Source organism: Streptomyces kurssanovii (assembly GCF_040677245.1).
In the GTDB taxonomy this organism is placed as follows: Bacteria; Actinomycetota; Actinomycetes; order Streptomycetales; family Streptomycetaceae; genus Streptomyces; species Streptomyces kurssanovii.
Genome location: NZ_JBFAQK010000060.1, coordinates 1 through 24,689 on the forward strand (window position 1 = coordinate 1; position 24,689 = coordinate 24,689).

20 protein-coding genes are annotated in these 24,689 nt (G+C 68.2%); 7 read left to right on the forward strand and 13 right to left on the reverse strand.

Annotated features, from left to right (window positions below):
• Positions 1-364 precede the first annotated feature (364 nt).
• From AB0K36_RS28910 to thyX, 3 genes are all read right to left on the reverse strand, one after another.
• Entirely contained in the window at positions 365-2,050 is a 1,686-nt protein-coding gene (locus AB0K36_RS28910; protein ID WP_364599939.1) for a ribonuclease J, read from the reverse strand.
• A 168-nt stretch (positions 2,051-2,218) separates the two neighbouring features.
• Positions 2,219-3,118, reverse strand: a complete 900-nt coding sequence (dapA, locus tag AB0K36_RS28915) for a 4-hydroxy-tetrahydrodipicolinate synthase (RefSeq protein ID WP_189473285.1) — start codon at positions 3,116-3,118, stop codon at positions 2,219-2,221.
• Between the two features lie 193 nt (positions 3,119-3,311).
• On the reverse strand, positions 3,312-4,052 hold the full coding sequence (thyX, locus tag AB0K36_RS28920) for an FAD-dependent thymidylate synthase (protein ID WP_364599941.1): 741 nt from the start codon (positions 4,050-4,052) through the stop codon (positions 3,312-3,314).
• A 199-nt stretch (positions 4,053-4,251) separates the two neighbouring features.
• Between thyX and AB0K36_RS28925 the strand changes: the two genes are divergently transcribed.
• Together AB0K36_RS28925 and AB0K36_RS28930 are read left to right on the forward strand one after the other, a co-directional pair.
• A complete protein-coding gene (locus tag AB0K36_RS28925; protein WP_364599943.1) occupies positions 4,252-4,518 on the forward strand; it encodes a hypothetical protein in 267 nt (88 codons plus the stop codon).
• 123 nt (positions 4,519-4,641) lie between these two features.
• On the forward strand, positions 4,642-5,190 hold the full coding sequence (locus AB0K36_RS28930; RefSeq protein ID WP_364599945.1) for an SCO5741 family PH domain-containing membrane protein: 549 nt from the start codon (positions 4,642-4,644) through the stop codon (positions 5,188-5,190).
• 36 nt (positions 5,191-5,226) lie between these two features.
• Here AB0K36_RS28930 and AB0K36_RS28935 read toward each other — a convergent pair whose 3' ends face one another.
• The 6 genes from AB0K36_RS28935 to eccD form a co-directional block, all read right to left on the reverse strand.
• Entirely contained in the window at positions 5,227-5,679 is a 453-nt protein-coding gene (locus tag AB0K36_RS28935) for a tetratricopeptide repeat protein (protein WP_005311182.1), read from the reverse strand.
• 8 nt (positions 5,680-5,687) lie between these two features.
• The gene (gene dapB, locus AB0K36_RS28940; protein ID WP_189473290.1) at positions 5,688-6,440 is read right to left on the reverse strand and encodes a 4-hydroxy-tetrahydrodipicolinate reductase; all 753 of its coding nucleotides are present in this window, start codon (positions 6,438-6,440) and stop codon (positions 5,688-5,690) included.
• A gap of 18 nt (positions 6,441-6,458) precedes the next feature.
• Positions 6,459-7,838: a M16 family metallopeptidase gene (locus AB0K36_RS28945; protein WP_364599947.1), complete on the reverse strand. Its 1,380-nt coding sequence runs from the start codon at positions 7,836-7,838 to the stop codon at positions 6,459-6,461.
• Positions 7,835-10,051, reverse strand: coding sequence for a polyribonucleotide nucleotidyltransferase (locus tag AB0K36_RS28950; RefSeq protein ID WP_364599949.1), 2,217 nt, complete (start codon positions 10,049-10,051; stop codon positions 7,835-7,837). Before AB0K36_RS28950 ends, AB0K36_RS28945 begins: the two co-directional genes overlap by 4 nt.
• A gap of 272 nt (positions 10,052-10,323) precedes the next feature.
• Complete coding sequence (rpsO, locus tag AB0K36_RS28955) at positions 10,324-10,614, reverse strand: 30S ribosomal protein S15 (protein ID WP_205373205.1); 291 nt, start codon at positions 10,612-10,614, stop codon at positions 10,324-10,326.
• Positions 10,615-10,770: 156 nt separating this feature from the next.
• The gene (gene eccD / locus AB0K36_RS28960) at positions 10,771-12,273 is read right to left on the reverse strand and encodes a type VII secretion integral membrane protein EccD (protein WP_364599951.1); all 1,503 of its coding nucleotides are present in this window, start codon (positions 12,271-12,273) and stop codon (positions 10,771-10,773) included.
• A gap of 273 nt (positions 12,274-12,546) precedes the next feature.
• Between eccD and eccCa the strand changes: the two genes are divergently transcribed.
• The 5 genes from eccCa (at position 12,547) to AB0K36_RS28985 (ending at position 20,616) form a co-directional block, all read left to right on the forward strand.
• Entirely contained in the window at positions 12,547-16,512 is a 3,966-nt protein-coding gene (eccCa, locus tag AB0K36_RS28965) for a type VII secretion protein EccCa (protein ID WP_364599953.1), read from the forward strand.
• 76 nt (positions 16,513-16,588) lie between these two features.
• A complete protein-coding gene (locus AB0K36_RS28970; RefSeq protein ID WP_364599955.1) occupies positions 16,589-17,170 on the forward strand; it encodes a hypothetical protein in 582 nt (193 codons plus the stop codon).
• Between the two features lie 59 nt (positions 17,171-17,229).
• Positions 17,230-17,733: a hypothetical protein gene (locus AB0K36_RS28975; protein WP_364599957.1), complete on the forward strand. Its 504-nt coding sequence runs from the start codon at positions 17,230-17,232 to the stop codon at positions 17,731-17,733.
• A gap of 10 nt (positions 17,734-17,743) precedes the next feature.
• Positions 17,744-20,017, forward strand: a complete 2,274-nt coding sequence (locus tag AB0K36_RS28980; RefSeq protein WP_364599959.1) for a hypothetical protein — start codon at positions 17,744-17,746, stop codon at positions 20,015-20,017.
• Between the two features lie 86 nt (positions 20,018-20,103).
• Positions 20,104-20,616 (forward strand): hypothetical protein, encoded by a 513-nt coding sequence (locus tag AB0K36_RS28985; protein ID WP_364599961.1) that lies wholly within the window; start codon positions 20,104-20,106, stop codon positions 20,614-20,616.
• A 161-nt stretch (positions 20,617-20,777) separates the two neighbouring features.
• Here AB0K36_RS28985 and AB0K36_RS28990 read toward each other — a convergent pair whose 3' ends face one another.
• The 4 genes from AB0K36_RS28990 to AB0K36_RS29005 all read right to left on the reverse strand — a co-directional run bounded on the left by AB0K36_RS28990 (position 20,778) and on the right by AB0K36_RS29005 (position 24,686).
• The gene (locus tag AB0K36_RS28990) at positions 20,778-21,080 is read right to left on the reverse strand and encodes a WXG100 family type VII secretion target (protein WP_307708584.1); all 303 of its coding nucleotides are present in this window, start codon (positions 21,078-21,080) and stop codon (positions 20,778-20,780) included.
• Positions 21,081-21,149: 69 nt separating this feature from the next.
• Complete coding sequence (locus AB0K36_RS28995) at positions 21,150-21,497, reverse strand: WXG100 family type VII secretion target (RefSeq protein WP_307708583.1); 348 nt, start codon at positions 21,495-21,497, stop codon at positions 21,150-21,152.
• Between the two features lie 101 nt (positions 21,498-21,598).
• On the reverse strand, positions 21,599-22,861 hold the full coding sequence (locus AB0K36_RS29000) for a S8 family serine peptidase (RefSeq protein ID WP_364599963.1): 1,263 nt from the start codon (positions 22,859-22,861) through the stop codon (positions 21,599-21,601).
• 25 nt (positions 22,862-22,886) lie between these two features.
• Complete coding sequence (locus AB0K36_RS29005; RefSeq protein ID WP_364599965.1) at positions 22,887-24,686, reverse strand: hypothetical protein; 1,800 nt, start codon at positions 24,684-24,686, stop codon at positions 22,887-22,889.
• Positions 24,687-24,689 lie beyond the last annotated feature (3 nt).

The following is a 24,689-nucleotide window of genomic DNA, read 5'->3' on the forward strand; positions in this document are numbered from 1 at the left end:
TTTTTGGCACACTGTTGAGTTCTCAAGGAACGGACGCTTCCTTTGTACTCACCCGCAGAACATTTTCTGGGGCTTTCCTCCGGGCGCTTCCCTTCAGTCTTGCGTTTCCGACTCTATCAGACTCTTTCGTGTCCGATTCCCGGCCGGCGGGTTTTGCCTTTCAGTTCTCCGCTTTCGCGTTTCCCTTTCCGGCGACTCCGACTTTATCAGAAGTTCTGAGTCGGAATTCCCCGCCCCCTGCGGGCACCACACAGCACGCATGAGTGTGCGGGGTTCCCGTTCGGGCGGAGACGTAAACGTACTGGAGCGGAGCGCCCCGATGCAAATCGGGGGCTCCGCTCCGGAGTTGGTGGCGTCGGAGGCGTCAGACCTCGACGACGACCGGGAGGATCATCGGACGCCGGCGGTAGGTGTCGGAGACCCACTTGCCCACCGTGCGACGCACGAGTTGCTGCAACTGGTGCGGCTCGGCGACGCCGTCGGAGGCCGCCTTGGCGATCGCGTCCTCGATCTTCGGCATGACCGCCGAGAAGGTCGAGTCCTCGATGCCCGAGCCCCGCGCGTGGATGTTCGGTCCGCCCACGACCTTGCCCGTCGTGCTGTCGACGACGAGGAAGACCGAGATGATGCCTTCCTCACCGAGGATGCGGCGGTCCTTGAGCGCGGGCTCCGTGACATCTCCGACGGAAAGACCGTCGACGTACACATAGCCGGCCTGGACCTTGCCGACGATCGTGGCCTTGCCGTCGATCAGGTCGACGACCACGCCGTCCTCGGCGATCACGATCCGGTCCTTGGGGACACCGGTCAGGGCGCCGAGCTCCGCGTTGGCGCGCAGGTGGCGCCATTCGCCGTGGACCGGCATCAGGTTCTTCGGCTTGCAGATGTTGTAGAAGTACAGCAGCTCACCGGCCGACGCGTGGCCTGAGACATGGACCTTGGCGTTGCCCTTGTGGACGACGTTCGCGCCCCAGCGGGTCAGGCCGTTGATCACGCGGTACACCGCGTTCTCGTTCCCCGGGATCAGGGACGAGGCCAAAATGACCGTGTCACCCTGGACGATGCGGATCTGGTGATCGCGGTTGGCCATCCGGGAGAGAGCGGCCATCGGCTCCCCCTGGGAGCCGGTGCAGACGAGCACCACCTGGTGGTCGGGAAGATCGTCGAGCGTCTTCACGTCCACGACCAGGCCGGCCGGGACCCGCAGATACCCGAGGTCCCGGGCAATGCCCATGTTCCGGACCATCGAACGGCCGACGAAGGCCACGCGCCTGCCGTACTCGTGTGCGGCGTCGAGGATCTGCTGGATGCGGTGGACGTGGCTGGCGAAGCTGGCCACGATGATGCGCTTCTGCGCGTTGGCGAAGACCGTGCGCAGGACGTTCGAGATGTCGCGCTCGGGCGGGACGAATCCCGGGACCTCGGCGTTCGTCGAGTCGGAGAGCAGGAGGTCGATGCCCTCCTCGCTCAGCCGCGCGAAGGCGTGCAGGTCGGTGAGGCGCCGGTCCAGCGGAAGCTGGTCCATCTTGAAGTCACCGGTGTGGACGACCATGCCCGCGGGGGTGCGGATGGCGACCGCCAGGGCGTCCGGGATGGAGTGGTTGACCGCGATGAACTCGCAGTCGAAGGGGCCGATGCGCTCGCGATGCCCCTCGGTCACCTCGAGGGTGTAGGGGCGGATGCGGTGCTCCTGGAGCTTGGCCTCGATCAGCGCGAGGGTCAGCTTGGAGCCGATCAGCGGGATGTCCGGCTTCAGCCGGAGCAGGAACGGGACACCGCCGATGTGGTCCTCGTGGCCGTGCGTGAGCACGATGCCGTCGATGTCGTCGAGGCGGTCCCTGAGGGTGGTGAAGTCCGGCAGGATCAGGTCGATGCCGGGCTGCTCCTCCTCGGGGAAGAGGACACCGCAGTCGACGATGAGCAGCCGTCCGCCGTATTCGAAGACGGTCATGTTGCGGCCGATCTCACCGAGACCGCCGAGCGGGGTGACGCGCAGGCCGCCCTTCGGCAGCTTGGGCGGCGCGCCGAGTTCAGGATGCGGATGACTCAAAAGACTCTCCTCACCATGTACGCCACCTGCCGCGGGGGCACGTGGCGTACATGACATTCGTGCACTTGCTGTTGTCTGTGGTCCAGCCGGGTCCGTCGGCCGACCGCTGCGGGTCGGCCCGTCTCGGTCTCGTCGGCCGGGATGCGTCTATTCAGTTGTGAAGTCTGTTCAGAGCTCTACCCCGCCGGCTGCCAGGTCGACCTTGAGCTGCGCGGTTTCTTCCGGCGAGAGCTCGACGAGGGGAAGCCGGAGCGGACCGGCGGGCAGGCCCTGGAGGGTCAGTGCCGCCTTGGTCGTGATGACGCCCTGGGTGCGGAACATGCCGGTGAACACCGGCAGCAGCTTCTGGTGGATCTCCGTCGCCTTCTGGACGTCACCGCCGCGGTGGGCGTCGAGCAGCGCACGCAGCTCGGGGGTGACGACGTGGCCCACGACGGAGACGAAGCCGCAGGCGCCGACGGAGAGCAGCGGCAGGTTGAGCATGTCGTCGCCCGAGTACCAGGCGAGGCCGCTGCGGGCGATGGCCCAGCTGGCGCGGCCGAGGTCGCCCTTGGCGTCCTTGTTGGCGACGATCCGCGGGTGCTCGGAGAGACGGACGATCGTCTCCGTGTCGATGGGCACGCCGCTACGGCCGGGGATGTCGTACAGGATCACGGGCAGCGCGGTCGCGTCCGCGATGGCCGTGAAGTGGCGGAGCAGGCCCTCCTGCGGGGGCTTGTTGTAGTACGGCGTGACGGCGAGCAGGCCGTGCGCGCCGGCGCGCTCGGCGGCGCGGGCGAGCTCGATGCTGTGGCGGGTGTCGTTGGTGCCGATACCGGCGACGACATGGGCCCGGTCTCCGACCGCTTCCAGTACTGCCCTTACGAGCTGGTCTTTCTCCGCGTCGCTGGTGGTGGGCGACTCGCCGGTGGTGCCGTTGACGACCAGGCCGTCGTTGCCTGCGTCCACCAGATGGGCCGCCAGCTGCTGGGCGCCCGCGAGATCAAGTGCGCCGTCCGCCGTGAAGGGCGTGACCATGGCGGTGAGGACCCGCCCGAAGGGGGTCTGCGGAGTGGAGATCGGAGCCATGGGTAACACGCTACTCGCTGCTCATCGCCGGATGCCCCCTTGGGGGCCGTGACGTACGACGTGGCATGCGGAGCCCGGCACTGCCTGCTCGGGGGTTCAAGCAGTGCCGGGTCCGTTTGATCAGCCTAGATGAACTTCTCGAAACGCCGCAATACGGACACCTCGTCCGGGCCCGCCGTACATGTGTGCCCTACTACGGTGCGATGCGTCCATTGGCGTTGAATGCGGCGTATGTGAGCGGCATGAGCTTCGCCCAGTGCTCTTCCATCTTCTCGCCGACCATTTCGATCTCACGCTGTGGGAAGGACGGGACCTTCGCCAGCTCGTGCTGGGTGCGCAGGCCGAGGAAGTGCATCAGCGAGCGGGCGTTGCACGTCGCGTACATCGAGGAGTACATACCGACCGGCAGAACGGCCCGGGCCACCTCGCGGGCGACGCCGGCGTCGAGCATCGCGATGTAGTGCTCGTACGACCTTCGGTACGAGTCCTCCATGGCCTCGGTCACCACCTGGTGCTGCTTCGGGTCGCCCTGGACGAACTCGTACTTGCCTGGGCGCCCTTGCTGGACGAGCTTCCGGTCCTCGCCCGGGACGTAGAAGACCGGCTCGAGCTGGCGGTAGCGACCTGACTCCTCGTTGTACGACCAGCCCACCCGGTGCCGCATGAACTCACGGAAGACGAAGATCGGGGCGCTGATGAAGAACGTCATCGAGTTGTGCTCGAACGGGCTTCCGTGGCGGTCCCGCATCAGGTAGTTGATCAGGCCCTTGGAGCGCTCCGGGTCCTTCGAGAGCTCCTCGAGGGACTGCTCGCCCGCGGTGGAGACACGGGCGGCCCACAGCACGTCGGAGTCTCCGGCGGTGTGCTTCACCAACTCGACGGTCACGTCGCTTCGGAAACTGGGCTCGGCCATCTCTGCGGGGGTCTCACTCACCGGCGGGTCCTTCCATCTGCATCGCTCGGGCGGCGCCCACTCTACGGCGCGGCACCGACAGCGCCGACCATGCCGCCGTTCGAGGTGTCCTTTGGTCAATTCGGGGAATTCGGGCACCGAATGACGTCTGCGCTCGTCTGTACGAGTAGCGGTGTTCAACCGCGCAGCCGTTCCGTCACGAGTTACAGGAGAGTCCCTGATGTCCCTCCCCCAGCCATCGCTGGGCGGTGCCCCCCGGCGAGAGGCCGTCCCCTTCGCGTTCGTCGCCGAGGCCGATGCCTTCCGCAGTAACGTCACTCCCCCTCCCCCCGTCCGCCCCAGCCGCTCAGAGCTCGCGGGACGGGTTCTTGTCGGGCTGACCGTCGTGGCCGGCCTGGTGGGGTCGCTGCTCTTCGGGCTGCCGGCGCTGGACGCCGGCAGCACGCCCTCGCATCCCAAGAAGTCCGAAGCGTCCCAGAGCCGCTGAGGCCGTCGCCGCCGGGCGGCACGGAACGGCCCCCACGGCCCCCTGGGGTGGTCGGCGCCCGGCGGCCTCGGTAGCCTCACCGGGCACAGCCCAACCGAGTGTGCTGGTGAGTGAGGATCAGTCGTGCCCCTGCCCTTTCTGACGGCCGACCGTGCTTTTGACACGCAAGAGGACGACGTCGCGCTGCCTTTCGACGATCACGACCAGTGGCGGCGTCCGTACCGACCCGGCCCATGGCGGGTCGGGGCCGCGGCCCTGCTGCTGCTGCTCGCCTCGTTCGTGCTGATCGCGGGCGTGATCATCGCCTTCGCGGGGGCCGCGTCGGGCGCCGGGGCGTGCTTCGTGCTCGGCCTCGCGATGATCGCGGCCGCGCTGCGGCTGCTGCGCATGGGGGTCTGGGTCAGCCGGCACGGCCTGCGGCGCGTGGCCTTCTTCGCGACGACCACCGTCCCGTGGCGCCGTACCTCGGAACTGCGCACCGTGCAGCAGCCGGTGCGCTGGCTGGGCCTGCCCCGTACGGTGCAGGGCCAGGCGCTCGTGGCCGCCCGCCCGGGCGGGGAGCCGCTCACGCTGCTCACCGACCACAACGCCGACTTCCTGTCACGGACGGAAGCCTTCGACCGCGCGGCGGACACCGTGGAGGCGTGGGGCGCGGAGTACCGGGCCGGCTGACCCTCCACTTCCCCGCCGCCCCTGTCGGCGCCGGATTCAGTTCGGGACGGGCCTGCCGTCGTGCAGCGCGATCGCGCGCTGCATCGCGCGGCGGGCCCGCGGTGTGTCACGGGCGTCGTGATAGGCGACGGCCAGCCGGAACCAGCAGCGCCAGTCGCCGGGCGAGTCCTCCGTCTCCGCGCGCCGCTTGGCGAACACGGCGTCCGCGGAGTCACGGTCGATGCGTCCGCCGGGCGTGCGGACCAGCTCGTCGACGGGCAGCCCGCCCTCCGCCTCCAGCTCGGCGGCCAGCTGGTTTGCGCGGTTGACGAAACGGGTGTTCATCCACAGGAACCAGACGCCGATCACCGGCAGGATCAGCACCGCCACACCGAAGGTGACGGTCAGCGCGGTGCCCTGCTTCAGCAGCATCACGCCCCGGCTGCCGACGAGGACGAAGTAGACCACCAGGACGGCAGCCGTGACGAAGTACGTGATCTTTGCGCGCATGGTCCGCTTCAGCCGAGGTCGAGGAAGTTCTCCAGGCCGAACGTGAGGCCGGGAGCGGACACCACACGGCGGACGCCGAGCAGGATGCCGGGCATGAAACTGCTGTGGTGCAGGGAGTCATGACGGATGGTCAGGGTCTCGCCCTCGCCGCCGAGCAGCACTTCCTGGTGGGCCAGGAGCCCGCGAAGCCGGATGGCGTGCACGGGGATGCCGTCGACGTCCGCGCCCCGCGCGCCCTCGAGGGCGGTGACCGTGGCGTCGGGCTGCGGCGCGCAGCCCGCCTCGGCGCGGGCCGCGGCGATGAGCTGGGCCGTGCGGGTGGCGGTGCCGGACGGGGCGTCGGCCTTGTTCGGGTGGTGCAGCTCGACGACCTCGACCGACTCGTAGTAGCGAGCGGCCTGCTGGGCGAACTTCATGGTGAGGACCGCGCCGATGGAGAAGTTGGGCGCGATGAGCACGCCGGTCTCCGGGGAGGCGGCGAGCGACGTGTTCAGCTGCGCCAGGCGGTCGTCGGTCCAGCCGGTGGTGCCGACGACCGCGTGCATGCCGTGGCGTACACAGAAGTCCAGGTTGCCCATCACGGAGGCCGGGGTGGTCAGCTCGACGACGACCTGGGTGCCGGAGTCCACGAGGGTCTCCAGCTTGTCGCCGCGGCCGAGGGCCGCCACCAGTTCCATGTCCTCCGCGGCCTCGACGGCGCGTACGGCTTCCGAGCCGATACGGCCCTTGGCGCCCAGGACGGCCACGCGCAGCTTGCTCATCGCTAACTTCCCTCGTTCCTAGGAGACCGCTTCGTGGAGGCGGTCCGCCTGCTTGTCCTTGAGCGGGCCGATGACCGACAGCGACGGGCGCTGTCCGAGCACCTCTCCGGCCACCGCGCGCACCTCGTCGGGGGTGACGGCCGATATCCGGGCCAGCATCTCGTCGACCGACATCTGGGAGCCCCAGCACAGCTCGCTCTTGCCGATGCGGTTCATCAGTGCGCCGGTGTCCTCCAGGCCGAGGACCGTGGAGCCGGAGAGCTGCCCGATGGCGCGCTCGATCTCCTCGTCGGGCAGGCCGTCGGAGGCGACCCGGTCGAGCTCGTCGCGGCAGATCTTGAGCACGTCGTGGACCTGGCTGGGCCGGCAGCCGGCGTACACGCCGAACAGGCCGGTGTCGGCGAAGCCGGACGTGTACGAGTACACGCTGTAGGCGAGGCCGCGCTTCTCCCTGACCTCCTGGAAGAGGCGGGACGACATGCCGCCGCCGAGCGCCGTGTTCAGGACGCCGAGGGCCCAGCGCCGCTCGTCGGTACGGGCGAGGCCCGGCATGCCGAGCACGACGTGCGCCTGCTCCGTCCTGCGGCTGATCACGTCGACCTTGCCCGCGGTGCGCAGCGCGCGGCTGCCGTCGCGGGGCGGCGTGGGTACGGCGTCCGTACGGGACAGTGCGCCGGCCTTGTCGAAGGCGCGGCGGACGTGGCGTACGACCGTGGCGTGGTCGATGTTGCCCGCGGCCGCGACGACGAGGTGCGTCGGGTCGTAGTGCTTCTTGTAGAAGCGCCGCACACGGTCCGCGGTCAGGGCGTTCACGGTGTCGACGGTGCCGAGCACCGGGCGGCCCAGGGGCGTGTCACCGAACATGGTGTGCGCGAACAGATCGTGGACGCAGTCGCCGGGGTCGTCCTCGGTCATCGCGATCTCTTCGAGGATGACGCCGCGCTCCGCGTCGACGTCGTCCTGAAGGATCAGCGAGCCGGTGAGCATGTCACAGACCACGTCGATGGCGAGCGGCAGATCGGTGTCGAGCACCCGCGCGTAGTAGCAGGTGTACTCCTTGGCCGTGAAGGCGTTCATCTCGCCGCCGACCGCGTCGATCGCGGCGGAGATGTCGAGGGCGGACCGCTTGCGGGTGCCCTTGAACAGGAGGTGCTCGAGATAGTGCGTCGCGCCGCCGAGGGAGGGCGTCTCGTCGCGTGAGCCGACGTTCGCCCAGATACCGAAGGTGGCGGACCGTACGGAGGGCAGCGTCTCGGTGACGACGCGCAGACCACCGGGGAGGGTGGTGCGCCGGACGGTGCCGATGCCGTCCTTGCCCTTGAGGAGTGTTTGGGTACGGGCGACGGCCCGCGCCTCCGAGGAGGTGCGGGCCGTCGCCTGTGAACTACGGGACGTCACTGGGCAGCGTCGTCCTTCGTCTCGTCGCCCTCTTCGCCCTCGACCACGGGGATGAGGGAGAGCTTGCCGCGCGAGTCGATCTCGGCGATCTCGACCTGGACCTTGGAGCCCACGGCGAGCACGTCCTCGACGTTCTCCACGCGCTTGCCACCGGCGAGCTTGCGGATCTGCGAGATGTGCAGCAGGCCGTCCTTGCCCGGGAGCAGGGACACGAACGCACCGAAGGTCGTCGTCTTCACGACGGTGCCCAGGTAACGCTCGCCGACCTCCGGCATGGTCGGGTTGGCGATGCCGTTGATCGTGGCACGGGCGGCCTCGGCGGCCGGGCCGTCGGCGGCACCGATGTAGATGGTGCCGTCGTCCTCGATCGTGATGTCGGCGCCGGTGTCCTCCTGGATCTGGTTGATCATCTTGCCCTTGGGGCCGATGACCTCACCGATCTTGTCCACCGGGATCTTGACGGTGATGATGCGCGGCGCGTTCGGGGACATCTCGTCCGGAACGTCGATCGCCTCGTTCATCACGTCGAGGATGTGCAGACGCGCGTCACGGGCCTGCTTCAGCGCGGCGGCCAGGACCGAGGCGGGGATGCCGTCGAGCTTGGTGTCGAGCTGAAGCGCGGTGACGAAGGTCTTGGTGCCGGCGACCTTGAAGTCCATGTCGCCGAAGGCGTCCTCCGCACCGAGGATGTCGGTGAGGGCGACGTAGTGCGTCTCGCCGTCGATCTGCTCGGAGATCAGGCCCATGGCGATACCGGCGACGGGGGCCTTGAGCGGCACACCGGCGTTCAGCAGCGACATGGTGGAGGCGCAGACCGAGCCCATGGACGTCGAGCCGTTGGAGCCCAGCGCCTCGGAGACCTGGCGGATCGCGTAGGGGAACTCCTCGCGCGTCGGCAGCACCGGCACGATGGCGCGCTCGGCGAGCGCTCCGTGGCCGATCTCGCGGCGCTTGGGCGAGCCCACGCGGCCGGTCTCACCGACGGAGTACGGCGGGAAGTTGTAGTTGTGCATGTAGCGCTTGCGGGTCACCGGGGAGAGGGTGTCCAGCTGCTGCTCCATGCGGAGCATGTTCAGGGTGGTGACGCCCAGGATCTGGGTCTCGCCACGCTCGAACAGCGCGGAGCCGTGCACCCGCGGGATCGCCTCGACCTCGGCCGCGAGCGTACGGATGTCCGTGATGCCACGGCCGTCGATGCGGACCTTGTCCTTGATGATCCGCTCGCGGACCAGCTTCTTGGTCAGCGCGCGGTAGGCGCCCGAGATCTCCTTCTCGCGGCCTTCGAAGGCCGGGAGGAGCTTCTCGGCGGCGAGCTCCTTGATGCGGTCGAGCTCGGTCTCGCGCTCCTGCTTGCCGGCGATGGTCAGCGCCTGGGCGAGCTCGCTCTTGACGGCGGCGGTCAGCGCCTCCAGGACGTCGTCCTGGTAGTCGAGGAAGACCTGGAACTCGCCGGTGGGCTTGGCAGCCTTGGCGGCGAGGTCCGACTGCGCCTTGCAGAGGACCTTGATGAAGGGCTTCGCGGCCTCGAGACCCGCGGCGACGACCTCCTCGGTCGGCGCCTCGGCGCCGCCCTTGACGAGCTCGATCGTCTTCTCGGTGGCCTCGGCCTCGACCATCATGATCGCGACGTCGCCGTCCTCGAGGACGCGGCCGGCGACCACCATGTCGAAGACGGCGTCCTCGAGCTCGGTGTGCGTCGGGAACGCGACCCACTGGCCCTTGATCAGGGCGACACGGGTGCCGCCGATCGGGCCGGAGAAGGGCAGGCCGGCCAGCTGCGTGGAGCAGGAGGCGGCGTTGATCGCGACCACGTCGTACAGGTGGTCGGGGTTGAGAGCCATGATCGTCTCGACGATCTGGATCTCGTTGCGCAGGCCCTTCTTGAAGGAGGGGCGCAGCGGGCGGTCGATCAGGCGGCAGGTGAGGATCGCGTCCTCGGAGGGCCGGCCCTCACGGCGGAAGAAGGAGCCGGGGATCTTGCCGGCTGCGTACATCCGCTCCTCGACGTCCACCGTGAGGGGGAAGAAGTCGAGCTGGTCCTTGGGCTTCTTCGAAGCGGTGGTGGCCGACAGCACCATGGTGTCGTCGTCCAGGTACGCCACGGCGGAACCGGCGGCCTGCTTGGCCAGGCGGCCCGTCTCGAAGCGGATGGTGCGGGTGCCGAAGGAACCGTTGTCGATGACGGCCTCGGCGTAGTGGGTCTCGTTCTCCACTATGGGTTTCTCCTACGTGTTCGTCTTTTCGTCCGTCGGCCCGTGTGGCCGGGGACGGTGGTGGAGGAGAAGCGCCTTGGGTGCGGGCCGGTCTTCGATCGAAGCACCCGGGATGATGTCCGGGGGCCACTACCGAGGACCGGCGGCGAGCAGGCGGCTTCTCGCTCGTGGGATTGCGTCGTGCGACCAGACTAATTGGCGTCCGACACATCGCGCACGTACAGCAAAGGGAGCGGCCCCCTAAGAGTGGGAACCGCTCCCTTCACGGCGTCTTACTTGGCACCGCCGGCAGCACCGCGGCGGATACCGAGCCGGTCCACCAGCGTACGGAAGCGCTGGATGTCCTTCTTGGCCAGGTACTGCAGCAGGCGGCGGCGCTGGCCGACCAGGATCAGCAGACCACGACGGGAGTGGTGGTCGTGCTTGTGCGTCTTGAGGTGCTCGGTCAGGTCCGAGATGCGGCGGGAGAGCATCGCGACCTGGACCTCGGGGGAGCCGGTGTCGCCCTCCTTGGTGCCGAACTCGCTGATGAGCTGCTTCTTCGTAGCGGCGTCGAGAGACACTCGGTACTCCTCATGGTGTTCTGTGCGCCCGCGAGTGCCCCTGGTCTTTGTCTCAGGGGAGCTTCCGTGACTCGGAGGCGGAGGTCCGATGGGCGCTGTCCCCAGATGATCCGGGGACGCGTACACAAACGGCCGTTACACAGCGTACCAGCCCGCTTAAGACGTCAGCGCACGGATGGAGTGGTAGACGTCGAACACGGCGAGGCACAGGGGCACGAGCGTCAGCAGGACGAAGGTCTCCGCGATCTCCAGGAAACGGCCCCAGAACGGGGTGACCCCCTTGCGCGGCACGATCAGCCCGATGGCGACGATCAGCGCGGCGATCCCGGCGATCGCGGCGCTGAGCCACACCGTACGGATGTCCAGTGCCGTGGAGTCGCCCTTCAGGGCGTCGACGAACAGGGCCGTCGGCGGGTTCAGCGCGAGCCCCAGCCCCAGCAGCACCAGCGCGCCGAGCCCGGCCGCGAGGGCGCAGCCGACCTGGGTCGTGTAGCGGAAGAGATGGGCCCGCATCAGCATGGCGACGCCGGTGGCCAGGGCCAGCAGCTGGGCCCAGACGCTGTCCGAGAAGCCCAGCACGGCCGCGGAACCGACGGCCACCAGGGCGCAGCCGCCGACGAGGCCGAGGAGCAGCTCGTGGCCGCGCCGGGCCTGGGCGGCGATGCGCCGCGCGTCGACGGGACCCTGGGTCGTCGCGGGGTCGTTCCCGTAGTCGCCGCCCGCCGTGCGGGGCGGCTCGAAACCGATGGGCAGCCGGGCGAAGCGGGTCGAGAGACCCGGCAGGAACGCGAGGGAGCCCACGGCGAGCGGGGCGCACACGGCGGCGGTCTCGCTGGGGGTCATGCCCGTCATGATCGCGACGAAGGTCACCAGCAGTCCGACGGTGGACGCGAAGACGAAGGCGACGAAGGGACCGTCGCCACCAGGGGACACGATCGTGAGGATCACCGAGACGACCAGAACGGCCGCGCAGGCCAGCAGGAACTGCAGCCTTCCGATGCCCTGCCCGTCCGCGAGGGACAGGAGACCCGACCCGGCGACAGCGGCGTTCGCCATGGCGCCGGCACCGAGGGCGACGGCCGAGCCCCGGTCGTCGTAGACCCGGGCCCGCACGCCGGCGAGTGCCAGCAGCAGCACGCCGGCGACACCGGCGAGGATCCCGGGCAGCCCGTGCATGTCGTGGAGCGGGTCGGACGTCCACAGCACGAACGCCAGCAGCACCAGCAGTACGGAACCGCCGAGCAGGCCGGAAGCCCGCATCAGTCCGTCGCTCCACAGCGTCCGGTCGCGGGCGACGGCGGACGCCACGGCGTCCGAGACGTCGTCGAAGACCGCCGGCGGCAGCGACTCGGAGAAGGGCCGCAGGGACAGCAGCTCGCCGTCGAGGATGCGCTGGGCGGCCAGCGAACGCGACCCTTCCAGCACGCTTCCGTCGCGACGCACGAGGTGGTACCCGACGGGGGCACCGGGGGCGGGGCCCTGTCCGGACAGACGCAGGATCTCCGGGTAGAGATCGGCGACGGGAATGTCCTCGGGCAACGCCACGTCGACGCGACCGTCCGGCGCGACGACCGTGACACGGCAGAAGCCGGTTCCGCCGCCGGACACAGTCGCGGGAGCGGGCTGGCCGGTTCCGGTGGCGGCGGCTGGGGCCGTCATACTCACCTGCTGCTTCCCCTCGTGGTTCTCGTCGATCCTGGGCCTGGGAGGTGGATCGTACGGATCGTAGGCCAGGCAGTCGGACCGCAGGCACTGGCATTGCGCTCCGAATGACCCTTTTTTTGCGGTAGTTCATCGTTACGCAAACGCCTCGCGCCACCCTACCGCCCACCCGTCACCCCCTACGCAAGTAGGATCCTCCCCGCGGATGGAACCCGTCGCCACGGGGGCGCCGATAGGAACATTTCCGTCCGGCAAGGGAATTGGTGAGCTGTGAGTCAGATCGTCGTCAAGCGCCCACCACGGGCCCTGCCGTCCGAAGTACCCAGCGAGCAGGTGCAACTGCAACCCCCTCCCGAGTTGCCGCGAGGGCAGCAGGAGGGAGCGCTGATGCAGCTGCTGCCGATGCTCGGTATGGGCGGATCTGTCGTCTTCTTCTTCATGACTCCGAATCCCATCATGCGGATCATGGGCATGGTGATGATCGCGTCGACGGTCGCGATGGCGATCGCCATGCTGGTCCGCTACCGACGCGGCACCCAGGGGCAGCTGGCGGACCTGCGGCGCGACTACCTCAAGTACCTCACCCAGACCCGGCGTACCGTGCTGCGGACCGCACATCTCCAGCGGGACGCCCAGTTCTATCTGCACCCGTCCCCCGAGCAACTGTGGGCCCTGGTCGCCGAGGGCAGCCGGGTGTGGGAGCGCCGCGTGGCCGACGCCGACTTCGCCCAGGTCCGCATCGGTCTCGGCAGCCAGCAGCTCGCCACCCCGCTCGTCCCCGCGGACACCGCGCCGGTCGACGACCTGGAACCGCTCACGGCGGGCGCGATGCAGCAGTTCCTGACGGCCCACAGCACCCTCGACGGCCTGCCCATGGCCGTGTCGCTGCGCGCCTTCTACCACTTGACGGTCAGCGGCGACGCGGAGTCCGTACGGGCGACCGCGCGGGCGATGATCGGCTCACTCGTCTCGCTGCACTCCCCCGAAGACCTCGTCATCGCCATCGCCTGCGGCCAGGGAGAGGCCTCCCAGTGGGAGTGGGCGAAGTGGCTCCCCCACGTCCAGGCCCCGGGTCCCGGGGACGGCGCGGGAAGCCGGCGCTACATCACCACCGACTCCCGCGACCTGCAGGACATGCTCGCGTCGCATCTCGAGGGCCGCCCGCGGTTCCACGGCGGCAACCACCCGCTTCTGGACCAGCCTCACGTCGTCGTCGTGCTCGACGGCCAGTCCGTACCGCCCATGTCGGCGCTCGCCGCCGCCGAAGGGCTCCAGGGCGTGACCCTCATCGAGGTCGTGCCCGGCGAACTCACCGGGGCCCGCGGCGGCCTGTCCGTCACCGTCCAGCCCGACTCCCTGCAACTGGAGTCCGGGCACGGCCTCGTGTACGACGGCTCCCCCGACCGGCTGAGTCTCGAAGCAGCCGAAGCACTCGCCCGGCAGCTCGCCCCGCTGCGCGTGGCCATGGGCGGGGACGACGACGAACCGCTGCTCGCCAACCTCGAGTTCACCGACCTGCTGAATCTGGGCGACGCCGCTTCCGTCGACGTCACCCGCACCTGGCGCCCCCGCTCCCAGTCGGAGCGGCTCCGCGTCCCGATCGGTGTCGGCGAGGACGGCGCGCCGGTCATGCTGGACCTCAAGGAGGCGGCGCAGGAAGGCATGGGCCCGCACGGGCTGTGCGTCGGCGCCACCGGTTCCGGCAAGTCCGAACTGCTGCGCACCCTCGTCCTGGGCCTTGCCGTCACGCACTCCTCGGAGACCCTCAACTTCGTTCTCGCGGACTTCAAGGGCGGTGCGACCTTCGCCGGCATGTCCCAGATGCCGCACGTCGCCGCGGTGATCACCAACCTCGCGGACGATCTGACGCTGGTCGACCGCATGGGTGACTCGATCCGTGGCGAGCTGAACCGGCGGCAGGAGATGCTGCGCGACGCCGGCAACTACGCCAACATCCACGACTACGAGAAGGCACGGGCCGCGGGCGCCGCACTGCAGCCCATCCCGTCGCTCGTCCTCGTCATCGACGAGTTCAGCGAACTCCTCACCGCCAAGCCGGACTTCATCGAGATGTTCGTGCAGATCGGGCGCATCGGCCGTTCGCTCGGCGTCCACCTGCTGCTCGCCTCGCAGCGTCTCGAGGAAGGCCGGCTGCGCGGCCTGGAGACGTATCTCTCGTACCGGGTCGGTCTGCGCACGTTCTCCGCGGCGGAATCACGCGCCGCGATCGGCGTGCCGGACGCGTACACCCTTCCCAACGTCCCCGGTTCCGGCTTCCTGAAGTACGGCACCGACGAGATGGTGCGTTTCAAGGCGGCCTACGTCTCCGGGGTGTACCGCTCGGGCGCCCGCGGCGCGGACTCCGGAGGCTCGCTCCCGGTCGACCGCCGGCCGGTGCCGTTCACCGCCGCACCGGTGCCGGTGCGCTACATCGAGCCGACCTCACGGACGCGGGTCCCCGACGCCCGCCGGGCCGAGGACGACGCGCTGGCGGACACCGTCCTGGACGTGATCGTCCGCCGGCTCGAAGGCCGCGGCGCGGAGGCCCACCAGGTGTGGCTGCCGCCGCTGGACAACCCGCCGTCGCTGGACGAACTCCTCCCCGGGCTCAGCGGTGTGGAGGGCCGCGGGCTGACGCAGCCCGGCTATCCGGGCGCGGGACGACTCGTCGTACCCTTGGGCGTCGTCGACAAGCCGTTCGAGCAGCGCCGGGACACGCTGAGCCGGGACTTCTCAGGAGCCGCCGGTCACATGCAGATCATCGGCGGCCCGCAGTCGGGCAAATCCACCCTGCTGCGCACGCTCGTCGCCGCGTTCGCCCTGACCCACACACCGTACGAAGTCCAGTTCTACGGCCTGGACTTCGGTGGTGGCGGACTGTCGTCGATCGCCGGACTGCCACACGTGGGTGGGGTGGCTTCCCGCCTGGACCCCGAGCGCGTACGGCGCACCGTCGCCGAGGTGTACGGCATCATGGCGCGCCGCGAGGAGTACTTCCGCAGCGCCGGCATCGACTCGATCGCGACGTACCGCCGCTTGCGTGCGCGGGGCGAGATCTCGCTCGAGGACCAGCCCCACGGCGACGTGTTCCTGGTCGTCGACGGCTGGGGCAACTTCCGCTCGGACTACGAAGCCCTCGAGCAGGCCGTGGTCGACATGGCCGCGCGCGGCCTCGGCTACGGCATCCATGTGATCCTCACCGCGTCGCGTTCGATGGAGGTCCGCTCCAACCTCAAGGACCACCTGATGAACCGGCTCGAGCTGCGCCTCGGTGACGCCATGGACTCCGAGGTGGACCGCAAGATCGCCGTCAACGTGCCCTCGGGCGTGCCCGGTCGTGGTCTGACTCCGGAGAAGCTCCACTTCATGGCCGCCGTACCGCGCATCGACGGCATCAACTCAGACAGCGACCTGTCCGAGGCGACGGCCGCGATGGGCCAGGAGGTCAACCGCCACTGGACCGGCCCCACGGCCCCCAAGGTCCGTCTGCTGCCCCGCGAACTGCCGGCACAGAGCCTTCCGCCGGGATTCGCCGAGGCCCGGCGCGGGGTGGCGTTCGCCATCGACGAGGACAACCTGGCACCGGTCTACGTCAACTTCGACCGCGACCCGTTCTTCCTCGTGTTCGGTGAGAGCGAGTCCGGTAAGTCGAACCTGCTGCGGCTCCTCATCAAGCAGATCACGGAGAGGGAGGACGGCAACGCCGCCAAGTTCTTCGTCATCGACAACCGGCGTGCGCTGCTGGACGTCACTCCCGCCACCCACCTGGCCGAGTACGTCCCCATGTCCAACAACATGGAGCACCACGTCGACGCGCTCGCCGACCTGATGCAGCGCCGCACACCGTCCGCCGACGTGACGGCCCAGCAGCTGCGCGACCGCAGCTGGTGGCAGGGCCCGAACGTCTACGTCGTGGTCGACGACTACGACCTGGTGTCCACGTCGAGCGGAAACCCGCTGGCAAGGCTCACCGAGCACCTTCCGTTCGCCCGGGACGTGGGCGTCCGCTTCATCATCGCCCGCAACAGCGCGGGAGCCAGCCGCGCCGCCTACGAACCCTTCATGCAGCGCATGACGGAACTCGGCGCGCAGGGCCTGCTGCTCTCCGGCGACCCGTCCGAAGGAGAAGTGCTCGGCGTGCGGATGCGTCCGATGCCGGCGGGCCGGGGCTTCTTCGCCTCCCGGCAGCGGGGCATCCCGCTGGTGCAGACCGGCTGGCTGGGGGACCCGGAGTGAGCGCCCGGACGCAACTCGGAGCACCGGGCGCGGCCGGCCTCCCGACGCGACAGGCTCGCGCGACAAGGCAAGCGACATGACAGCGCTGATCGTCTTCATGGCGATCTTCGGTCTGGGGTTCGTGGCCCTGGGGTTTGCGAACCATCGGGCGATCTGGTGGCGCTTCCAGGCCCGCCGGCACGCCGATCCGGCGGCTCACGAACCGTCCGATGCCGGCTTCGTCGTCCAGCGCGTGCTGTGCTTCGCGGTCGCGGCCATGGCCTTCTGGGGTTCGTTCGACTTGTACCGCACCGTCACACCGGACGGGGTGGACCACGACGAGTTGCTGGAGCGGGTCCGGTCGGTCGCGCAGACGCTGGACGGCGTGACGAAGCCGTCGGTGCTGGGCACCGACGAGAGCGGGACATGGAGTGACTGGATAGATCCCGAGCTCCGCGGCCCCGAGAAGGACGACCCCACCGCCTGGCTCGCGTGGAGCTCGGGCCCGCTGCAGCCGGACGGCAACGAGGAGCGCTACGACGTGAGCGGTGAGGACGCCACCGTCTGCCTGACGGTGACGGCCACGCCCTCTCGGAACCAGCCGGTCCCGGACTCCATGGGACCGGTCAACTTCGATCTGCGGGCGGAAGCCGCGGACGGCGCGTGTACGGAAGAGTGACAGCGAGGCCTTGTCGGCTGCCGTTGCGGCAGCCGGCCGACGAGGGGAAAGGCGAAGAAATGGCTTGGGACGAGTGGGAACAGCTCAAAACACAGGCGGCTGAGAAGCAGTCGTCGGCGCAGATGCAGCTGAACGGCTTGCCGGAGGAGGACCGGCCGAACGCCGGCGGCCCGACAGGGGACCTTCAGGTCCATCAGAAGGACCTGGCGGCCATAGGCGACGAGGCGTTCAAGCTGTACAACCGGCTGTGGAAGGAAGCGCGAGTCGCGGACACCTATTCCACGGGCAGCGACCTGACGAGCCAGGGCTTCGCTCTCGGCGGGGCTTTGACGCACGTCTCCTCGCGCTGGGACAAGCAGCTCGGTTCGGTCATGGACGCCTGCGCGCTGATCTCGAACCACATGGACTTCACGAAGAACGCTCACGCCGGGGACGAGATCTTCATCGAGCGCCATGTGAGCAGCATCCACACCCTCGACAAGGGATTCGACGAGTCGTACGCGCCGCCGGGTGAGAAGAACTCGATCTATGGCGAGAAAGACAAGAAGGACGAGAAGGACTAGGGGCTGACCGATGGACTTCGAAGACCTTCACTCCGCCAAGTTCACACTGCTCGACGACCTGGTCACCGACTGGTCGAGCATGCTCACCAAGCTGAAGACGCTCGAGAAGGACGCCAAGGACGGCCTGCAGGGCAAGGCGCTCAAGGCGAACTGGGCAGGCTACAACGCGACAGTCTCCCGGGAGTTCATCATCAAGTCCGCCGGCGAGTTCGGCGACGCGCACACCCAGGCAACGTCGATCCACAACATCCTGCGGGACACGCGCGACGAGCTGAAGACCCAGCAGCGCCTGCTCAAAGAAGCGATCGAGCGGGGACGGGGCAAGAATCTGTCCGTCACACCCAGCGGTGGCGGCTTCACCGTCCGGGAGAACCCGGACAAGAAGGCGCCCAACGGCCAGACCGATGTCGACGACCTGTGCCGCGAGCTCCAAGGCATACTGGACAAGGCGACCGAGTCCGACACCTCCGGCTCCGAAGCCCTCAAGGCGCTCGTGGACCTCAAGGACTACGGGTTCTCCGACGCGAAGTACAAGGACCGCGACACCGCGGACGCCGCCCTCAAGGAAGCCGAAGCGCTGGCGAAGATCGCCAAGAAGAACCCCGAAGACCTCACGGTCAAGGAGTTCGACCTGCTGAACGCCGGCCTCAAGAAGTACGCCAACGACGACCTCTTCGCCGAGCATTTCGCCACGAACCTCGGTGGCAAGGGAACCCTGGATTTCTGGGCCGACCTGAACCAGCCCATGATCAACCCCGAGCTCACGCGCGAGCGGCGTGATCAGATGGCCGACCTCCAGAAGAACCTCGGACTGACGCTGGCGACCGCCAGCCAGAGCGACACGGTTGCCATGGAGACATGGAAGCGGGACGTCGTCGCCTTTGCCGACAAGCCGCTCGAGAAGAACGGCGGCATGCCCTTCGGCGGCCAGGTCATGAGTAACTTGATGCGGTGGGGCGACTACGACGACAGGTTCCTGAACGACTACGGCAACAAGCTGGTCGAGGCGGAGAAGAAGCTCACCAACAACGGTGCCCATGTCGCCTGGCAGCCCATGGGGATGGATCCCGATCTGAACCACACGGGAACCGACTCCGGCTGGGACCCGATGACCGGGTACTTCAAGGCCCTCGCCAACAGCCCTGACGCGGCTACCGATTTCTTCAACGGCACGTTCCTTACGAACGACGAGGACCACGACTTCACCGAGGACGCGAACAACAACGGCAAGCAGGAACGGCGGACGCTCAGCAACTTCGACTACTTCTTCGAGGAGCGAGACTGGCCCCGGGACTTCGACAAGGAGGGCGAGGAGAGCATCGCGGGGCGCAACAACCTGGCGATGGCGCTGGAGGCCGCGACGACCGGTCACCCGGCGGGTGAGATGCCGAACCAGTACACGGAGCCCCACAACGAGGGCCAGGCCCGTCTCATGTCGGACCTCGTGGCGTCGGTGTCGGACGACCCGACGCGACTCACGGATCATGCCTACATGTCCGACAGCGTGGGGCAGATCACCTCCGAGTACCTGCCGGACATCAACCGCGCGCTCGCGGACGATCCGCACGGGAACACCGACAAACTCTTCCCCCTCGCGGGCACCCAGGCCCAGCTCGAGCACAAGGACGTGACCGCCCTTCTGGTCACCGTGGGTCAGAGCCCCGACGGGAACGCAGCCGTCGAAGTCGGCCAGAAGGCCTACATGGCCAGTCTCATGGACTACCACCTCAATCCGGACCTGCCTGCGGACCAGCGCTATCCGCACTCCCCCGAGGAAACGGTTCAGGCGATCGCCCGAAGTTCCGGGGAAGTCAGCGGATCGCTCGCCATCGGCATGCAGGAAGCCGTCCTGGGCCCGGCCGGGAAGGAGGCGAAGGAGTTCTCGGACTCGGTCGCGCAGCAGAAGAACGCGTGGTCCGGGGCCATCGGAACCGGCGTCGGTGTCGGCGTCAGCTTCATCGCCACACCGGTGGGCGGAGCAGTCGCCGGTGGAGTCGCCGGGACTGTCAGCAGCATGGTCCTTGAGCACATCTTCCAGCAGTCCGAGACGGACGTGCTGACGGAAGCCAGCAAGGAAGCGAGCGGTCTCTGGGAGAAGAACAGGGATCTGAGCGCGGAACACGGTCAAATGGCGGCCATCAACGCTGCCAAGGCGCATGACCTTCCCTATCAGAACCAAGTGGCGGACTGGGTCCTCCAGGGCCGCAACGACGGTTTCAACGATGCAGCGACCAACGCCCAGCGCATGGCGGACCATCTCACCACGGAGGTTCCAGCGGCATGACACCTCCTCGTATGCCTGCTCCCCCCGGACGGGGCGCGCCTGCTCCGGGACAGCGGAGAACGCGACTGCTGCTTTCCCATCTGCCAGTGGCCGCTCTCGCACTGGCCCTCACCGCCTGCTCGCAGCCGGAGGAAAAGCGGTCTTTCGCCGTGCCGTCGGATCTCTGCGGCACCCCGGTGCCCACCGCTGTGCTGGACGCAATTCTGCCCAAGAGCGGCAAGACCCTGGAGGCCAAAGCACGGTCGCGAGAGGTGGGTGCAACCCACTGTCGGGTCAACGTCGACGGCGCGACAGTGATCGCCGCCTTCTCCGAGTGGACGGACGAGCCTTCCGTGAGCAAAGTGGCTCGCAGCAACCCGTACCTCGACCTCGACGACCACACCAGCGAGGACGGGACCTACATGTGGTCCGAACGAGGCGGTGCGCGCCGCATTCCGTGCCCCGTGGCCGCCAAGGACCATCCCGACCTGAATCAGCTCTTCGTCAGAATCCTCATCCACGACGAGAAGCTCGCGGACGCCGACGCGGCGAAGGACCTGCTGCTCGCCTACTCCAAGTCCGTCGCCGACTCGAAGGCCTGCACGGGGGCCGCGTCATGAGGCCGGGCCGCGTGCTCTGCGTCTGAACGAACGGCAGAGACCCCGGGAGCCGCCTGTGCGGCTCCCGGGGTCTCTCGTTCGTCGGGACGAATCAGGGTGGGCACCCCTCGCGCGTGCCCACCCTGATCAACGTTCTGCGTCCTCGACGGAAGTCGACAGCATCACGCGAAGTAGCCGGCCGCCCGCTTGTCGCCACCCATGTAGTCGCCGCCCGCGTTGGAGACGACCTGGGTGATCTGCATGAGCGCACGGTGGATGTCCGCGGCTTCCTTGTCCCACTTCACCTGCTCCTGGACGTAGGCGGTGTGCGCCTCGCCCTCCCAGCCGGCAGCGACACTGGCCATGGCCCTCTTGATGGACGCCAGGTCCTCTTCGAGCTTCTTGGCCTGGTTGCCGAGCACAGTCGCCGTCGCGTCGAGAGCTCCGTACTTGACGACGAGCTCGTCGTACGAGTTCATGCCCATGATTCCCTCATCTCACCTGTTGTTGTCATTCGGCTCCCGGTATGCCGAGAGCCCGCCCGCCCAGTGGTACTAGAGGCTGCTGAGGTTCGACTTCGCAGTCGTGCCGACGCCGAGGTCGACGTTGATGCTCTGCACCGCAGCACGGACGTCGTCCTCCGTGCCGTCCTTGATCTTCCTCGACTGGCTCGTCGCCTCGAGGAACTTCGCAAGGATGTTGCCGAGACGCACCATGGAGGTGTTGATCTCTTCCTGCTTCGAGTTGAAGGCCCCGGCGCCGATACCCTTCCACTGACCCTCAAGGCTGTCGATCGTGCCCTGGATCTGCTGGAGCTGGCCCTTGAGCGAGGTGAACTTCTCGAACAGCTCCTTCTCGAGCTGCGCTACTTGCTGGTCTGTAAGCCGCTGGCCCTGAGACACAGTTGCGTTCCCTTCTGAATTACCGTTGTGACCGGCTGAGTTGCGCGCCACCAGGCGTTGACGAGTGGCGCCGGACTTGAGGCGAAGGTCTGATGGTCAGGTCAGGCGCTTCGACGCTTCCGTACGACGGCGAAGACGACTCCTGCGAGGACGACGACAGCCGCAGCCCCGCCGATGGCGAGGCCGAGTTGGCTGTCGTCCTCGGTCTTCGTACTGGAGCCTGCCACGGCGGCGTCGGCTCCGGGCTTGCCCTCAGGGGCTTGTGACGAAGCCGGTGCAGAGGGCTGGGAGGAGGCCGGCGAGGAGGCGCTGCCGGTCGGCTTGTTGGTGAGCGGGCTGATGTTCGCGTCACCCGGCTTGCCGAGGCCCCGGTTGATGTGGGCGCCGGGTCGGACGACTCCGTGCCCGTAGTAGTTGCTCAGGGTCTTCTTGTTGCCGTCCTTGCCCGCGCCGGCGGACTCGAACATGACACGGAGGACCTGGTTCGCGGTCCACTCGGGGTGGGCCGACCAGATCAGCGCGGCGGAGGCGGAGGCGATTGCGGTGGCGGCGCTGGTTCCGTCGCTACCGTCGCAGTAGCGGGTGAAGGTCGCATCACACCACTTGGGGATGTCGCTACCAGGTGCGGCCAGATCCACAAGGGCACCGTGATGAGAATAGTCGTCCACCTCACCCTCGGGGCTTGCGGCTGTCACGCCCACGACCTCTGGATACTTTGCGGGATACGAAGGCTTGTTGTCCTCGTCCCCGCTGTTCCCGGCTGCGGCGATGAGCAGCTTCCCCTTGCTCTGCGCGTATTTGATCGCCTCGTGTTCCACATCATCCCGGAACTCGCTTCCGATGGACATGGAAATGATGTGCGCATCACTGTCGGCCGCGGCACGGATGGCCGTGGCGATGCTCGCTTCATTCACCTTCTTGGGCTTGAAGCCCTTAGCGACGATACGCATGGGCATGATCTCGGCCCCGGGGGCAAGCCCGTGAAGCCCTCCGCCCTCTCCACTGCCCGCGATGAGTTCGGCCATGGTCGTGCCGTGCCCCGTGTAGTCGTCCGTTGCTTCACCGGCCGCGTCCGTGGCATCAAGGCCCTTGAGTACCTTGCCCTTGAGGGAAGGCGTGTCAGGATTCACTCCCGAGTCGATGACCGCAACCTTGATGCCTTCTCCGGTCGCGGTCTTCCAGATCTTCTCCGCGTCCATGGCTTCGAGGTACCACTGCTTCGACCGCATGTCCTCTGCGGACGCCGGCGCGGCGAACCCGACAGCACCGGCGCTCCACACCATCGCCGTAGCCAGGGCACAGAGCGTGGCCCCGCGAAGGCCGGAGACGCCAAAGCCCCCCACCCGGTTCTTCCTTGAGGTCATCCCGACTTCCGAACCTTTCGTGTACTCACTCGATCACCGGGGGCGCGGCAGGACGGCGCCTGGCCGCCCACGTCTCTTCGTCTTCGGTCAGGTAGTCCGGCCGCGTGGCGTCCGTGTTGTCCTGGTCGTCCTCGGGGCGGCGCTGATTACGTCTGCCGCCAAGGACAGCCGCCCCGCCCGTCGTGTATCCGCCCGCACCAGGGCGCGGGCCTCGGTTCGTGTCGCGGGGAGTTCCTACGACGCCACCGGGACCGGAAGGCCCCGGCCTTGCGGGACGCTGCCCAGGCTGGGCCGCGGATCCACCGACGACACCCGACTGGCCGGGCCGAGCGGCCGAGGAGCGGCCTTGCGCCGGGCCGTCGGCGCCGATGACGTTTCCTCGTGGAACTCTGGGGCCCGACGAGGCCGTTGTCGCTCGCTGCGGAGTTCCGCCGATGATCCCGTCGGCACGGCCTCGCGTACCCGTGGGCCCCGATGTGCCCGCACGGCCGGTCCCGGGCTGTCCCGTGGTTGTGGGGCGCCCTGCCATGGGGCCTTGCCCCGTCGGGGTGGGGCCGCCCGCTCGGCCGGCAGGACCTCCTGTGGCTGTCGGACGGCCCATCATCTCGCCGGAACGGCCGGTCGCCGTAGGACCGGTACTGGGAATTCCGGGGCGGCCGCCGGTCGCTGTGCGACCCATAGGTGGCGTGCCGCCGTTCGTCTGGCCGGTGCGTCCCGTGGCAATGGGGTTCGGGCCGCCAGGAATACGCGGAGCTCCTGGGCGCCCCGTGGCCTTGGCAGTGCTTTTGACCGAGTTCGCGGGAATGCCGGGCACGAACGGCGGCGTGGTGTTCGTTTGTCCTGTCGGCCCCGTGACAGGCGGCGCGGTCGTCGGGCCGGTGGGGACCGTCGGCGACTGCGGTGGCGCCACGCTGTCGATGACCATGGACGTGTCGGGGGTCCGGGGCCCCACCACAGGTCCGAGGGACTCCCGAACGACCTCGCCTCGCGACCCAGTCTCTTCCGAACGGGTCATCGACGCATCCCGCGTAAAAGAGCGCGCCGTCTCGGATTTCGCCTCTCCGGTGGAAGAATTCTCCTCCAAACCGACCCGCGGCCGCGGCACCGCCGCCTTCAGCCCCTCCGGAAGCTGCGGCTCCGGCTGGCTCGCCAGCGTCCCGCGCGAAACCGCGTAGTAGGACGCCAGGCGGTTCATCAGGTTGATGGCCTCCTGGCGGTCCTTCTCCACCGCGACGGCCTTCTGGTAATCCGGGTTGTCCGGTGTCTTCTCCGCCTCGGAGAACTGATGCGGCCGCTTCTCCACGGACCGGCTGTCGCGCGGGGGCTTGGAGTTGCGCACCGTGGTGAGCCCCGTGCTGGCGACCTTCATCTGGGCGCCGACGGTGTTGGCGTACTTGCTGACGTCCCACGCGTGCTGGACCAAATCGGCGCTGTACTTCTGGAAAGCGGTGGCGCCCTCGCCCTTCCAGTCCGTCTTCCTGACGAACTCGTCGAGCTCCTTGGCCGCCTTGTTGAGGGCCTCGTTCGCCTTCTGCAGGGCGTCGCCGGCGTTTTCCAGTTCGCTCGGTACCGCGCTGTCGAGGATGTCGAGCATGCGGTTGAGGTCGGTGTTCTCGAAGCTGGACGAGCCGAAGAAGTTCCCGCCGTTTCGGTTGAGACCGAATATCGAGGGGAGTTTGTCGATGACCTTGACGACGCCGTCGGTGGTCGTCAGATTCTGCTTGACCGCTTCCACGGACTTCTGCTGGTCCGCGATGTGCTCGGCCGCCGTCTGCGGCTCCTTGGGCGGCTGCGGCGGTGTCGCCGGCTGCTTCTCGTCACTCATGGA

Bases quoted from the DNA above. Each gene is read 5' to 3' on its own strand.
- dapA (WP_189473285.1), bottom strand. From the start codon at position 3,118: ATGGCTCCGATCTCCACTCCGCAGACCCCCTTCGGGCGGGTCCTCACC.
- AB0K36_RS28925 (WP_364599943.1), top strand. From the start codon at position 4,252: ATGTCCCTCCCCCAGCCATCGCTGGGCGGTGCCCCCCGGCGAGAGGCC.
- AB0K36_RS28935 (WP_005311182.1), bottom strand. From the start codon at position 5,679: ATGCGCGCAAAGATCACGTACTTCGTCACGGCTGCCGTCCTGGTGGTC.
- dapB (WP_189473290.1), bottom strand. From the start codon at position 6,440: ATGAGCAAGCTGCGCGTGGCCGTCCTGGGCGCCAAGGGCCGTATCGGC.
- eccD (WP_364599951.1), bottom strand. From the start codon at position 12,273: ATGACGGCCCCAGCCGCCGCCACCGGAACCGGCCAGCCCGCTCCCGCG.
- AB0K36_RS28970 (WP_364599955.1), top strand. From the start codon at position 16,589: ATGACAGCGCTGATCGTCTTCATGGCGATCTTCGGTCTGGGGTTCGTG.
- AB0K36_RS28975 (WP_364599957.1), top strand. From the start codon at position 17,230: ATGGCTTGGGACGAGTGGGAACAGCTCAAAACACAGGCGGCTGAGAAG.
- AB0K36_RS28980 (WP_364599959.1), top strand. From the start codon at position 17,744: ATGGACTTCGAAGACCTTCACTCCGCCAAGTTCACACTGCTCGACGAC.
- AB0K36_RS28990 (WP_307708584.1), bottom strand. From the start codon at position 21,080: ATGGGCATGAACTCGTACGACGAGCTCGTCGTCAAGTACGGAGCTCTC.
- AB0K36_RS29000 (WP_364599963.1), bottom strand. From the start codon at position 22,861: ATGACCTCAAGGAAGAACCGGGTGGGGGGCTTTGGCGTCTCCGGCCTT.
- AB0K36_RS29005 (WP_364599965.1), bottom strand. From the start codon at position 24,686: ATGAGTGACGAGAAGCAGCCGGCGACACCGCCGCAGCCGCCCAAGGAG.